Below are 13105 nucleotides of genomic sequence, written 5' to 3'. Positions count from 1 at the left end.
GCTGGCCTGATGGACGATCTCCAGTGGCTGGCCACCGGGCTGCACGCCCTGGCCCCCTCCTGCGGGCCGGTGCGACTGGTGTCGGTGGACGGTCATGCCGGTTCGGGCAAGAGCACGTTCGCGGCCCGCTTGGCGGCGGCGCTCGGGACGGAGTCCGAGCCGGCTCCCGTACTCCATCTGGACGACCTCGCCAGCCACGCGGAGCCCTTCGCCTGGACGGATCGGATGCTCGCCGAGGTGATCGCACCCCTGTCCGAGGGACGAGCGGCGCACTACGCCCCGTACGACTGGGATGCACACCGCTTCACCGCCCCGCGACGCCTGCCGCTCGCCCCCGTCGTCCTGATCGAGGGCGTCGGGGCCGGTAGACGAGCGCTCCGGCCTCGGCTGGCCGGTCTGTTCTGGATGGACCGGGACGCGTCGTCCTCCTGGCAGCGGGGCAGACAGCGGGACGGGGAGGCGCTCACCGAGTTCTGGGACGGTTGGACGACCGCGGAGACACAGCACTTCTCGGCCGACCCTTCCCGCCCGTACGCCCAGGCGCTGGTGCAGGAGCGACCTGAGGGGTATGCGGTGCTTCCCGGACCCGATATCCCTTCAGAACTGAATCGTTTCATCACACTGAGTAATCGGACCTAATGGCCATACCACCCGGTCGGAAATCTGCCGGAAGACTGTCTAAACTCTGCTTGACCGCCGGGCTAACAGGTCTTACGTTCTCAATGTGCGGCTTTTCAGTCGCCCAGGACTCGAAGCCCCCGGTTGTTCCCCCGTGACCGGGGGCTTCGTTCTGCCCGCCGCGCGCACCTCTACGACCGGCGACTTTCACCCTGGGTCACCACGAACCGGATCACTTCAGGACACCCTTAAGCTGGGCCTCCTCCCGCGGGTACGATGCTCTGCGGTGGGGGTCAATTCCCGTCCGCGGCAAGGCGGTTCAGTACGTTTCCCGCGTCGCCCACCCGGCGGGGGATCACCAGCATCGCAGGTGCTCTTTGTGGGGGACTGATGGACATCGGCACACAGGGCGCACCAGTCCCGGCCGACCTTGCCTGGGTGCGTGGCGTCGACGCGTACACCATGGGGGCCTACCCCCAGGCGGAGGAGGAGTTCCGCACCGCCGTGCGGCTCGACCCCCAGATGGCCGACGGCTGGCTGGGACTCCATGCGCTGCGCGTGGACACCACCACCGCCCTCCTGCGGATGTACCGCGCCCGTGACCGCTTCGGCGAACAGCGCTCCCGGCACAGTCGCACCCTTAACTCCTGGTACTGGTTGGGCTGGTGGGTCCAACCGGTCCTGGAGAGCCCCCGGGACCTGCTGCTGGCCCATGCCTCCCACTGGCTCGACGGCCGCCACGTACCCGAGTTGGACCGGGCACTCGCCGGGCTGCCCCCCGTCGACACCGACGCCCAGGTGCGCTTCCTCCACGCCTGCCGTTCCTACCTGGTCAAGGACTGGGAACAACTCGTCCGCCACACCGAACCCCTCGTCAACGATCCCCTCCTGGGCATCGAAGCGGGACTGTTCGGCGGCATGGCCCGGGTGCGTCTTGAGATGTACCGGCAGGCCGAACCGCTGCTCGCCACCGCGTTGATGCGATGTCGCAGCGAGCAGCCGCAGCGCAAGGAGTTGCGGTACTGGCTGGCGCGGGCGCGTGAGGGCTCCGGGCGCAGCGCCGCCGCACTCCCCCTGTACCGGGCGGTCCACCGCATCGACCCGGCCTTCATGGACACCTCCGCCCGGCTCGCGGCCATCTCCGAACTCGACGGGCTCGGCAGCCTCGACGGATTCGACGGGGTCCACGACCCCGAGGAGCCTGCCGGACTCGCGGTCTCCTTCGCCGGATTCGGGCAGGACGCCATCGAGGCCGCGGAGGGCGAGCCGGGGGCGACCGACGGCGCGCTCGTCACCGACCCACAGACCCAACTGCCCGGTGCCGTGCCATCGGCGCCCTTGTCGGATGCGATCCGTCAGCGGGCCGTGGTGCCGCCGCAGCCGACCCCGCCGCAGTTTCCCGCGGGCCCCACCGATCCGGCGCTGCTCGCCCAGGCTCTCTCGGAGCTGGAGCGGATGGTGGGCCTGGATCCGGTGAAGCGGCAGGTCAAAGCGTTGTCGGCACAGTTGGAGATGGCTCGGCTCAGGGCGGGGCAGGGGCTCCCGGTACGGCCCCCCAAGCGGCATTTCATCTTCTCCGGCCCCTCAGGCACGGGCAAGACCACGGTCGCCCGCATCCTGGGCCGGGTGTTCTACGCACTCGGTCTGCTCGGCGGTGACCATCTGGTAGAGGCGCAACGCTCCGATCTGGTGGGGGAGTTCCTCGGTCAGACGTCGGTCAAGGCCAACGAGTTGATCGATTCCGCGCTAGGCGGTGTGCTCTTCGTCGACGAGGCGTACAGCCTCTCCAACACGGCCTACTCCAAAGGGGACGCGTACGGCGACGAGGCGTTGCAGGTACTGCTGAAGCGCGCCGAGGACAACCGCGACCATCTCGTGGTGATCCTGGCGGGCTATCCCGAGGGGATGGACCGGCTCCTGGCCACCAACCCGGGGCTGTCCTCCCGTTTCACCACCCGGGTCGACTTCCCGTCGTACCGACCGCTGGAACTGACGGCGATCGGGGAGGTCCTCGCCGCGGAGAACGGGGACATGTGGGACGAGGAGGCCGTGGACGAGCTGCGTTCGATCAGCGGCCATGTGGTGGACCAGAGCTGGATCGACGAGTTGGGCAACGGTCGCTTCCTGCGCACGCTGTACGAGAAGAGTTGCGCCTACCGGGACCTGCGGCTGTCCGGCTACCCCGGCACTCCCACCAGGGAGGACCTCGCCACCTTGCGACTGCCCGATCTGATGCAGGCGTACGGGGAAGTGCTCTCGGGCCGCGGTCCCCTACGGCGCGGGCCGCAGGACCCTCCGCTGGGCTGACCCGCCCGGCGCGGGCCGGGCGGGTGCGTCAGCGCGGTTCGGAACCGCCCGCGCGGGCGTCCGCGAGGGCGCGCAGTGCACGGGCGTCGCTGATCGCGTGCTGGCGGGCGATCCCCGGCTGAATGCCGAGAACCGGCAGGCTGGTGCCGTCACTGAGGTCGAGGAAGACCCAGGGGTCACCCGGTCGGAGGTTCACCCGGAGGATCTCCGCCCATTCCAGGCGCCTGACCCGGGTGATGTTGACGACGGTGACCCCACTCTCCTCGGCGACGACCTTGGGGCGGCTCAGCAGCCAGAGCGCCCCGAGGAAGAGGAGTGCGGTGAACACGAAGCTGATGCGCTCCCCCGTGCTCAGCCGCTCCAGCGTCACGGCGACCGCCGTGATCACGAGGAACATCACCGCACCCACGGTCAGCAGGACGATACGGGTGTGGGTGGGCCGGAAGGTGACCGGGAGGGCGGGGGGCTGCTGCGCAGTGGGGGTGGACATGGTGTCGGTGTTCTCTCAGAGCCGGCAGGCGTGGATGGCGGTGGTGAGGATGGCTCGGGCGCCCAGTTCATAGAGGTCGTCCATGATCCGCTGGGCTTCCTTGGCCGCCACCATCGAGCGTACGGCGACCCATCCCTCGTGGTGCAGGGGGGAGATGGTGGGGGATTCCAGCCCGGGGGTGAGGGCCACCGCCTGCTCCAGGTGCTCCACCCGGCAGTCGTAGTCCATCATCACGTAGCTGCGGGCCACCAGGACGCCCTGGAGGCGCCGGAGGAACTGTTGGACCTTGGCGTCCTCGGCGTCCGCACCGGTACGTCGGATCACCACGGCCTCGGAGGTCATGATCGGATCGCCGATCACCTCCAGTCCGGCGTTGCGCAAGGAGGTGCCCGTCTCGACCACATCGGCGATGATCTGGGCGACACCGAGTTCGATCGCGGTCTCGACGGCGCCGTCGAGGTGGACGACGGAGGCGTCGACGCCGCTGTCCGCGAGGTGCTTGCCGACGATCCCCTCGTACGAGGTGGCGATGGTCATCCCGCCGAAGTCGCCCACACCGCTCGCCGTGCCGGGCTTGGTGGCGTAGCGGAAGGTGGAGCGGGCGAAGCCGAGTTGGAGGATCTCCTCGGCATTGGCGTCCGAGTCGAGCAGGAGATCACGGCCGGTGATCCCGATGTCGAGCTTCCCGGAGCTGACGTAGATCGCGATGTCGCGCGGACGCAGGTAGAAGAACTCCACCTGGTTCTCGGGGTCCACGAGCACCAGCTCCTTGGACTCCTTGCGCTGCTGGTAGCCGGCCTCATGGAGCATCGCCATCGCAGGTCCGGACAGTGAACCCTTGTTGGGGACGGCGATGCGCAGCATGAGGTCGGCTTCCTTACGTGAGGTACGGGGGCTGTGGGCTGGTGCGGGGAAGGTCTGGGGCTCAGAGGTGGGCGTAGACGTCGTCGAGGGTGATCCCGCGCGCCACCATCATCACCTGGACGTGGTAGAGCAGCTGGGAGATCTCCTCGGCGGCGGCTTCCTTGCCCTCGTACTCGGCGGCCATCCAGACTTCGGCGGCCTCCTCGACGACCTTCTTGCCGATGGCATGGACGCCCTTGTCCAGGAGCTCGGCGGTACGTGAGGTGGCGGGATCGCCGTTCTCCGCCTTGAGCTGGAGCTCGACGAAGAGTTCTTCGAAGGTTTTGTTCGCCATGATGGTCTCAGGGTACGGGGTCCGGGGCGACTGCTCAGCGCCAGGGTTCGCTGACCGTGCGCAATGTGGCGGCCGTCGCGACGGCCGCGGTCACGGCCTCGTGGCCCTTGTCCTCGGTGGATCCCTCGATGCCCGCACGGTCCAGTGCCTGCTGTTCGGTGTCGCAGGTCAGCACGCCGAATCCGATGGGCACTCCGGTGTCGACGGCGACCTGGGTGAGCCCCTGGGTGACCCCCTGGCAGACGTACTCGAAGTGCGGTGTGCCACCGCGGATGACCACGCCGAGGGCGACGATGGCGTCGTAGCCGCGGCCGGCGAGCACCTTGGCCACGACGGGGAGTTCGAAGCTGCCGGGGACCCTCAGCAGGGTCGGTTCGTCGATGCCCAGTTCACCGAGGGCGCGCAACGCCCCGTCGACCAGACCGTCCATGATCTTCTCGTGCCACTGGGCCGCGATGACGGCGACCCGGAGGTCTTGGCAGTTGCGTACGGACAGTTCGGGTGCGCCGTGGCCGCTCACACTTCTCCTTGAGGACTGCTGGGGTGATGGACTGGGGGATGGTCACTGATTGCCGCAGGCGGGTGCGACGGGCGCGTCCAACCAGGGCAGATCGTGCCCCATCCGGTCGCGCTTGGTGCGCAGATAGCGAAGGTTGTGCTCACCGGCGTGGACGGGCATGGCCTCCCGGCCGTGGACGGTCAGTCCATGGTCGACCAGGGCGGTGATCTTGTCGGGGTTGTTGGTCATCAGCCGGAGGCTGCGTACGCCGAGGTCCACCAGGATCTGGGCACCTGCGGCGTAGTCACGGGCATCGGCTGGCAGCCCCAGCTCCAGATTGGCGTCGAGGGTGTCCCGGCCGCGTTCCTGGAGCTCGTAGGCGCGGAGTTTCGACATCAGGCCGATCCCTCGGCCCTCGTGGCCACGGAGGTAGACGACGACTCCCCGGCCGGCGCGGGCGATGTGTTCCATGGACGCCTGGAGTTGCGGACCGCAGTCGCAGCGCAGGGAGTGGAAGACGTCGCCGGTCAGGCACTCGGAGTGCACCCGCACCAGCAGGTCTTCACCGTCCCCGATCTCGCCGTGGACGAGAGCCACGTGTTCGACGCCGTCCGTGCGGGAGCGGTAGCCGTGGGCGGTGAAGCGGCCGAAGGCGGTGGGGAGGTCGACCTCCGCCTCCCGGGTGACCGAGGGTTCGGCGGCGCGGCGGTAGGCGATCAGGTCCTCGATGGAGATGATCGTCAGACCGTGCTTGCGGGCGAAGGGAACCAGCTCGGGCAGGCGCAGCATGGCGCCGTCCTCGCCGGCGATCTCGACGATCGCTCCGGCGGGCCGCAGCCCCGCGAGGCGCGCGAGATCGACGGCGGCTTCGGTGTGGCCGTTGCGGGTGAGAACACCACCGGGTCGGGCGCGCAGCGGGAAGACGTGTCCGGGGCGGACGAAGTCGTCCGGCTCGGCGCTGCCGCTGGCCAGCAGGCGCAGGGTGGTCGCCCGGTCGGCGGCGGAGATGCCGGTGCTGATGCCGTAGGTGGGGGCGGCGTCGACGGAGACCGTGAAGGCGGTCTGGAGGGACTCGGTGTTCCGCTCGACCATCTGGGGCAGTTCGAGCCGGTCGAGTTCGTCGCTCTCCATGGGTGCGCAGATCAGCCCGCGGCACTCGCTCATCATGAACGCGATGATCTCGGGGGTGGCCTTCTCCGCGGCGATGACGAGATCGCCCTCGTTCTCGCGGTCCTCGTCGTCGACGACCACGATGGGGCGCCCGGCGGCGATGTCACGGATGGCCTGCTCCACGGGGTCGAGCCTGAGCTCGCTCTCCTGGTCGTCGGAGTACCAGGTGGGGGGCGTGGGATGCGGGGCGACGACGGCGGGGGGCACTGGTGCGTCTCGGGACGCGGTGGACGGCGCGGGGGCGGGCAGCGGGTGGGAGGTCATGCCGGGGCTCCTTCCAGAACCGGGGTACGGGAGCGCAGCCACCAGTCGCGCAGTCCCCACAGGACCAGCGCGAAGTAGACCACGTAGACCAGGCCGGAGAAGGCGAGGCCGCTACTGAAGGCCAGGGGGACGCCGACGAGGTCGACGAGGAGCCAGGCGAACCAGAACTCGACCAGCCCGCGTGCCTGCGCGACCATCGCGACCAGGGTGCCGACGAAGATGTACGCGTCGGCCCACGGGCTCCAGGACAGCGAGGGGTACAGGGTGAAGAGGCCGCCGACGGCGAGCGTCCCGAGGACAGCACCGGCGGCGAGGAGCGCGCGTTCCTTCGCGGTGGCGAACCGAATGGCGATGGAGCCGTCCTGGGCCTGCTGCCGTCCCCTGGTCCACTGGCGCCAGCCCCACAGCGCGACGAGGATCACCAGGAACTGCTTGCCGACTCCCCCGGTGAGTTGGGCTGAGGCGTAGGCGGCGATCAGGATGACGCCGGACAGGAGTTGCGCGGGCCAGGTCCAGATCGATCGCCGCCACCCGAGGGCGAGGGCGATCAGCCCGATGGTGTTCCCGACCATGTCGGACCACTTGATGGTCTGCCCGAAGGCGCTGAAGGCTTCGGAGTTCAGCCAGGACAGGGTGCTCATCGGGTGGTCTCTCCCGTGCGGGCGCCGAGCAGCCGCTCGACGTACTTGGCGATGATGTCGACTTCGAGGTTGACCGGGTCCCCGGGCTGCTTCACGCCGAGCGTCGTCAGGGCGAGCGTGGTCGGGATCAGGCTGACGGTGAAGAAGTCCGCGCCGGCTTCGACGACGGTGAGGCTGACGCCGTCGACGGTGATCGACCCCTTCTCCACGACGTAGCGGGCGAGGCCATCGGGAAGGGAGACCTTGACGATCTCCCAGTTCTCCGAGGGGATGCGCTCGACGACCGTGCCCACCGCGTCGACGTGACCCTGCACGATGTGCCCGCCGAGGCGACCGCCGACGGCCGTGGGGCGCTCCAGATTGACCCGGGCGCCTTCGGACAGTGCCCCCAGGCTGGAGCGCTTCAGCGTCTCGGCCATCACATCGGCCGTGAACTCGCCGTCGCCGGTCTCGACCACGGTCAGGCAGACGCCGTTGACGGCGATCGAGTCACCGTGCCGTGCCCCTTCGGTGACCAGGGGGCCGCGCAGTCGGAAGCGGGAGGAGTCGCCGAGGTTCTCGACGGCGGTGACCTCACCCAGTTCTTCGACGATTCCGGTGAACACTTCAGCGCTCCTTGGGGGCGGTGGCGGGGACGGCGGTGATGCGCAGGTCGGGCCCGATGCGTCGGGTCTCGGTCATGTCGAGCCGCAACGCCTGCGCGATCGTGGTGATTCCTGCGTCGGCGAGGGCGTTCGGGCCCGCGCCGAGGAGTACGGGGGCGAGATAGCCGATGACCTTGTCGATGGCACCGGCGGCGGCGAACGCTCCGGCGAGGGTGGGGCCGCCTTCGAGGAGGACGGAGCGGACACCGCGTTGGTGCAGAGCGTCCAGGAGTGCCGGCACCGACAGGCCCCGGTCGGCCCTGGGCAGTCTGAGCACATCGGTGAGGTCGGTGACGACGTCATCGGCGATCGCGATCAGCGTGGGCGCCGCATCGTCGAGGACCCGGGCACCGGGCCGTACCGCGGTGCCCTCGGTGTCGACGACGACCCGCAGCGGCTGTACGGCACCGGGAACGCCCCGGACTGCGAGGTGGGGATCGTCGGTGCGGGCGGTGCCCGAGCCGACGACGACGGCGTCGACCTCGGCACGCAGCCGATGGACGTCCGCGCGGGACTCGGGCGAGGTGATCCATCGGCTGCTGCGGTCCTGGGCTGCGATCCGGCCGTCGAGGGAGGCCGCGTACTTCCAGCTGACGTGCGGGCGGCCGATGCGCACCGAGGTGAGCCAGGCGGTGTTCTCCGCTTCGGCCTCGGCGGCCAGCAGACCGGACTCCACCAGCACTCCAGCGGCACGCAGGGTGTCGGCGCCGCCCGTGGCCCGGGGGTTCGGGTCGGCGACCGCATAGACGACGCGGCTGATCCCCGCTTCGGCCAATGCGGTCGCACAGGGGCCGGTGCGCCCGGTGTGGTTGCAGGGTTCGAGGGTGACGTAGGCGGTGGCGCCCCGGGTGCGGCCTGCGGCTTCGCGCAGGGCGTGGATCTCGGCGTGCGGGCCGCCGGCACGCTGGTGATGGCCCTCGCCGATGATCTGGCCCGAGGCATCGGTGATCACGCACCCGACGATCGGGTTCGGGCTGGTGGAGCCGAGTCCGCGGGCGGCGAGTGCGATCGCGCGCTGCATGGCGGTGGTGTCGGCTGCGGTGGCCACCGGGTCCTCCTGCCTTTCGGGCATGGACTCCGGGGCCTGTCGATGACGACAGAGAGCGGGGCGCCGATCTGGTGCGCGCCGGACCGCCGAATGCGCCGATCGTCGGTGAGACGATCAGCCCGATGACGGCCGGCGGACCACAGGGGACCACCCGCCGCGCACTGCCTCCCATCCGGACTTTAACCGTCGGTCCAGGAATTCCACCTGGTCAGCCGACCACTGGAAGTGGACGGGTCGCGGACTATAACCGCCGGTTCGGAATTTCACCGACCCCGGAGTGCGCTTGCTGCTGATAACAAGGCCAGTGTGCCATGAGGCCCCGTGGACCAGACAGATGGCGAGTTGTGCGGTGACTCACAGCGAGCACTTGACAAACGCAGTAGCGGTAGCTTCACCTCCGCTTAGCCCGACCCATCGCGGCTCGGGCCCGACCTATTGACCCCTATGGTCTAGTCCATTTAATGTCTGCGGCATCTCCGCGCGCGCGGGGTAGTGGACGCCCGGCGGCGGAGTCCCGGCCCTTGCCGCCGTCGGGCTTCCACAATCCCCGGCCGATACGCGGGATCCCCAGCGACTCAGTCCGGGATTGCGAGTCCCGGGCGGCGGGCGGCGACGCCAGCACACGCGCGTTCGCGCCCCCTCTGCCACGCTGGAGCCATGGCCACCATTTTGGTGACGGGCGGAACCGGCACCCTGGGCAAAGAGGTCTGCGAGCGGCTGCGCAGCAGCGGGCAGGACGTCCGTGTGCTCAGCCGTCGATCCCCCGAACACCCCGTCGACCTGCGGGAAGGCACCGGCCTCGACCGTGCGGTCGACGGCGTGGACGCGATCGTCCACTGCGCCTCGACCCCTCGCGGCGGCGATGACCGGGCGGCGGCGCACCTCCTGAGAGCCGCGGGAGAAGCCGGCGTACCCCATCTGGTCTACATCTCCATCGTCGGCGTCGACCGGGTGCCCCTGGGCTATTACCGCGTGAAGCGCCGCGTCGAGCAGATGGTCGAGGAGGCGGGGCGCACCCATCCCGGGCTGGGATGGACCGTGCTGCGCACCACCCAGTTCCACGACCTGGTGCTGCGCGTACTGGCGGGAGCGGCCCGGCTCCCGGTGCTGGCGGTGCCGGCGGGTGTCGGCGTGCAGCCCATCGATGTGCGGGAGGTGGCGCAGCGCTTGGCGGACCTCGCCGTGGGACCTCCGGCAGGACGGGTGGCGGACATGGGCGGACCTGAGATCCGCTTCTTCGACGATCTGGCCAGGCTCTATCTGTCGACCACGCACCGTCGACGCGCGGTCCTGCCGGTGCGGCTGGCCGGGCGGGCCTACGCCGGGTTCCGGGCCGGGGGCCATCTGGCGCCGGAGCAGTCGGTGGGCAAGGTGACCTTCGCCGAGTTCCTGCACCGTGGACCGGGATAGCGACGGCGACAGCCTGCCGCCCCCGCCCCGAACGGAGTCAGCCGCCCGGGCCGAAGAGGTCGTCCTGCGCCACGTCACGGGCGGTGATCAGAGCCCCGCGCAGGACCGCCGTCCCGCCCAGTTCCCCCGGGCGTACCTGGGTGGGCAGCGGGGTGAGTCGGGCCAACTGGGCTTCGACCCGGGCGGCCAGTTCAACGCCTCCGGCCAGTCCCATCTCCCCGCCGAGCACGAGGAACCCCGGATCGAGGATGGAGACCACGGACGCCGCGCCGAGGGCGAGCCGATGGGCGAGGGCATCGAGGAATCCGTCCCGTCCGGCCGCGAGGGCTTCGGTGACCAGGACAGCAGCCGCCGAACCCCGCGGTTCGGACACCTTGGCCCCCAAGATGGCGGCGGTGTCGATGCCCTGCTCCTCCGCAAGGGCGACGACGGCGGTCGAGCCCCCCAGCGAGTGGAATCCCCCGCCGCAGTCCGTGGCGGAGGGGAGCCCACCGGTGCCGGGGACGGGGAGGAAGCCGATCTCGCCCGCGCCGCCCGATACGCCTCGACGCAGTCGGCCGTCGAGGAAGAGGGCCGCACCGACTCCGTCGCCGAGCCAGAGGAAGACAAAGGTGTCGTGGTCACGGCCCGCGCCGGCGCGCTGCTCGGCGACTCCCGCAAGATTGGTCTCGTTCTCCAGGACGATCCTGGCCGGCAGTCTCTCGTGCAGGACGGACACCAACTGTCGGTGCCAGCGGGGCAGCCCGGTGGTGTTGCGCAACTCGCCCGTGGTCGGATCGATCAGTCCGGGCATGCCGACGCAGACGCTGTGCAGCCGGTCGGCCCCCGCTTCGCTCACGGCGCGCTCCAGCAGGGCGGCGGCGCGCTCGACCGCGGGTTCGGTGCCGATACCGCCGTCCATGGGCATGGATGCCTCGGCGAGCGTGGTCCCGAGGAGGTCGGCCACGACCACGGCGACGCTCTGCGTACGGATGTCGAGGGCGGCGAGATGCGCGCGGTCGGCGACGAGCCCGTACAGCCGGGCGTTGGGACCGCGGCGATCGGCTCCGGACTCCCCCACGACCTGGATCAGACCGGAGCGCTGGAGGCGCTCGACGAGGTCGGCGACGGACGGACGGGAAAGTCCGGTCCCCGCCTTCAACTGACCTGCCGTCAACGGGCCCTCGCGCTGGAGCATGTGTAGCGCCACCCGGTCGTTGATGGCCCGGGCGGTGCTCGGAGATGCGGGCATGGACCCAATCTTTTCAGATTGACGCGGAGACTATTTAACAGGCAGGCTTCCTGATAATTTACGGAACACCTTCAACGGGGAGGGACCACGTCATGACCACCTACGCGGCAGCCCGAGCGCGCCAGCGGTTGAAACGAGCGCGGTACGCCATCGCGGTGACGTTCTGCGCCCATGGCGCTGTGACCGGCAGTTTCGCCACTCGCATCCCATGGATCCAGGACCATGCGGCGATCAGCGCGGGCCAACTCGGTCTCGCCCTGGCGTTCCCCGCGCTCGGCGCATCGCTCACGATGCCGCTGGCGGGACGGATCATGCATCGCTTCGGCGCCCGTCAGGCCCTGAGCGGGCTGCTCGCCCTGTGGACGCTCTCCCTGATCCTGCCCTCGCTCGCCCCGAGCATGCTGACGCTCTGCGGAGCGCTGTTCCTCATGGGCAACGCGGCCGGCATGTCCGACGTGGCGATGAACGCGATCGGCGTGGAGACCGAGAAGGAGGTGGGCCGCTCGATCATGTCCAGCCTGCACGGCATGTGGAGCGCGGGCGCGCTGATCGGTTCGGCGGGAGGGACCCTCGCCGCACATCTGGACATCGCCGCGCCGGTCCACCACGTGACCGCGGCACTGATCCTCACCGTCATCGGGGTGACCGCCGCCGAGCGCGTGCTCGACGTCCGCAGGACGCCCGACGAGGAACCGCCGCCGCGATTCGCCCTACCGCCGAAATCCGCACTGGTCTACGGCCTGGTGGGATTCTGCGCGGTGTTCGCCGAAGGCGCCAGCCTCGACTGGTCCGCGGTCTATCTGGAGGATGAGCTCAAGACATCGGCAGGGCTCGCCGCCGCATCCACCACGGCCTTCGCGCTGACGATGACCATCGCCCGGCTCGCCGGGGACCGGGTCGTCGACCGCTTCGGGCCGGTGCGCACGGTCCGGTGGGGCGGGATCCTCGCCGTGCTGGGCGGGTTGATGGTGGTCGTGGCGCCCGACCCGTTCACCGCGATGGCGGGGTTCGCCTGCATCGGTCTGGGCATCGCCGTGGTCGTCCCCCTCGCCTTCGCGGCGGCGGGCCGCAGCGGCCCCAACCCCAGCCAGGCCATCGCGGGCGTCGCGACCATCACCTACACCTCGGGGCTGATCGCACCCTCCGCCATCGGGGCCGTCGCGGACGCGACCAGCCTGGTGTTCTCCTTCGGGCTGGTGACGGCGTTGGCCATGGGTCTGGTGTTGGGCGCGGGCGTGCTCGGACCGCGGGCAGGTGTGCGTTCCCCGGCTGAGCATTCCCCAGCACAGCGGGACGCAGTGGGACAGACGGACACCCAACCGTAGACGGCGTAGATGGATCGGGCGCGCCTCCCACCGTGCGGCGGCGGCGAGACCCGACGGCACACCAACCACCGGACGCCCCGCCAGCCCCCGCACCTTGTAGAAGTTTTCGGCCATCCATTGCTGGCTCCCCAACGGCATTGGAGGGCCACCCCATACCGCGGCACCCCCCTCACCTCGACCATTGCCAGGGAAACGCAGGACACGGACGGGACCCCACTCGGGAGTACCTCTACGATTGCGCCAATCGCAGAACACCTGAC

At 69.9% G+C, this 13105-nt stretch carries 13 protein-coding genes and 1 riboswitch; of the genes, 4 read left to right on the top strand and 9 right to left on the bottom strand.

What is annotated here, in order from left to right:
* Nucleotides 1-9: 9 nt before the first annotated feature.
* Together ACFXJL_RS24345 and ACFXJL_RS24340 are read left to right on the top strand one after the other, a co-directional pair.
* On the top strand, nucleotides 10-639 hold the full coding sequence (locus tag ACFXJL_RS24345; RefSeq protein ID WP_384695574.1) for a uridine kinase: 630 nt from the start codon (nucleotides 10-12) through the stop codon (nucleotides 637-639).
* 369 nt (nucleotides 640-1008) lie between these two features.
* Nucleotides 1009-2925, top strand: a complete 1917-nt coding sequence (locus ACFXJL_RS24340) for an AAA family ATPase (protein WP_358879167.1) — start codon at nucleotides 1009-1011, stop codon at nucleotides 2923-2925.
* 28 nt (nucleotides 2926-2953) lie between these two features.
* On the opposite strand, the gene ACFXJL_RS24335 is transcribed toward ACFXJL_RS24340, so the two are convergent.
* The 8 genes from ACFXJL_RS24335 to ribD all read right to left on the bottom strand — a co-directional run bounded on the left by ACFXJL_RS24335 (nucleotide 2954) and on the right by ribD (nucleotide 8879).
* The gene (locus ACFXJL_RS24335) at nucleotides 2954-3415 is read right to left on the bottom strand and encodes a PH domain-containing protein (RefSeq protein WP_384695571.1); all 462 of its coding nucleotides are present in this window, start codon (nucleotides 3413-3415) and stop codon (nucleotides 2954-2956) included.
* Nucleotides 3416-3430: 15 nt separating this feature from the next.
* Nucleotides 3431-4279 (bottom strand): ATP phosphoribosyltransferase, encoded by an 849-nt coding sequence (hisG, locus tag ACFXJL_RS24330; RefSeq protein ID WP_358879169.1) that lies wholly within the window; start codon nucleotides 4277-4279, stop codon nucleotides 3431-3433.
* A gap of 61 nt (nucleotides 4280-4340) precedes the next feature.
* Nucleotides 4341-4613 (bottom strand): phosphoribosyl-ATP diphosphatase, encoded by a 273-nt coding sequence (locus ACFXJL_RS24325; protein ID WP_329015786.1) that lies wholly within the window; start codon nucleotides 4611-4613, stop codon nucleotides 4341-4343.
* A 34-nt stretch (nucleotides 4614-4647) separates the two neighbouring features.
* Complete coding sequence (ribH, locus tag ACFXJL_RS24320; protein ID WP_329015788.1) at nucleotides 4648-5133, bottom strand: 6,7-dimethyl-8-ribityllumazine synthase; 486 nt, start codon at nucleotides 5131-5133, stop codon at nucleotides 4648-4650.
* A 42-nt stretch (nucleotides 5134-5175) separates the two neighbouring features.
* Nucleotides 5176-6546: a bifunctional 3,4-dihydroxy-2-butanone-4-phosphate synthase/GTP cyclohydrolase II gene (locus ACFXJL_RS24315; RefSeq protein ID WP_384695566.1), complete on the bottom strand. Its 1371-nt coding sequence runs from the start codon at nucleotides 6544-6546 to the stop codon at nucleotides 5176-5178.
* Complete coding sequence (locus ACFXJL_RS24310) at nucleotides 6543-7187, bottom strand: nicotinamide mononucleotide transporter family protein (RefSeq protein WP_358879171.1); 645 nt, start codon at nucleotides 7185-7187, stop codon at nucleotides 6543-6545. Before ACFXJL_RS24310 ends, ACFXJL_RS24315 begins: the two co-directional genes overlap by 4 nt.
* Nucleotides 7184-7792 (bottom strand): riboflavin synthase, encoded by a 609-nt coding sequence (locus ACFXJL_RS24305; protein ID WP_384640076.1) that lies wholly within the window; start codon nucleotides 7790-7792, stop codon nucleotides 7184-7186. Before ACFXJL_RS24305 ends, ACFXJL_RS24310 begins: the two co-directional genes overlap by 4 nt.
* Before the next feature lies 1 nt (nucleotide 7793).
* Complete coding sequence (gene ribD / locus ACFXJL_RS24300) at nucleotides 7794-8879, bottom strand: bifunctional diaminohydroxyphosphoribosylaminopyrimidine deaminase/5-amino-6-(5-phosphoribosylamino)uracil reductase RibD (protein WP_384695563.1); 1086 nt, start codon at nucleotides 8877-8879, stop codon at nucleotides 7794-7796.
* A 154-nt stretch (nucleotides 8880-9033) separates the two neighbouring features.
* A riboswitch (FMN riboswitch) is annotated at nucleotides 9034-9164 on the bottom strand.
* Between the two features lie 372 nt (nucleotides 9165-9536).
* Here ribD and ACFXJL_RS24295 point away from each other — a divergent pair.
* Nucleotides 9537-10289 (top strand): SDR family oxidoreductase, encoded by a 753-nt coding sequence (locus ACFXJL_RS24295; RefSeq protein WP_384695560.1) that lies wholly within the window; start codon nucleotides 9537-9539, stop codon nucleotides 10287-10289.
* 37 nt (nucleotides 10290-10326) lie between these two features.
* Here the strand turns inward: ACFXJL_RS24295 and ACFXJL_RS24290 are convergent, their stop codons facing one another.
* Entirely contained in the window at nucleotides 10327-11520 is a 1194-nt protein-coding gene (locus tag ACFXJL_RS24290) for an ROK family transcriptional regulator (RefSeq protein ID WP_358879175.1), read from the bottom strand.
* 92 nt (nucleotides 11521-11612) lie between these two features.
* Here ACFXJL_RS24290 and ACFXJL_RS24285 point away from each other — a divergent pair, with 92 nt between their 5' ends.
* On the top strand, nucleotides 11613-12845 hold the full coding sequence (locus tag ACFXJL_RS24285) for an MFS transporter (protein WP_384640085.1): 1233 nt from the start codon (nucleotides 11613-11615) through the stop codon (nucleotides 12843-12845).
* Nucleotides 12846-13105 lie beyond the last annotated feature (260 nt).

The organism is Streptomyces sp. NPDC059256, assembly GCF_042753785.1.
GTDB lineage: Bacteria > Actinomycetota > Actinomycetes > Streptomycetales > Streptomycetaceae > Streptomyces.
This window is presented reverse-complemented; position numbering and strand designations above follow the sequence as displayed.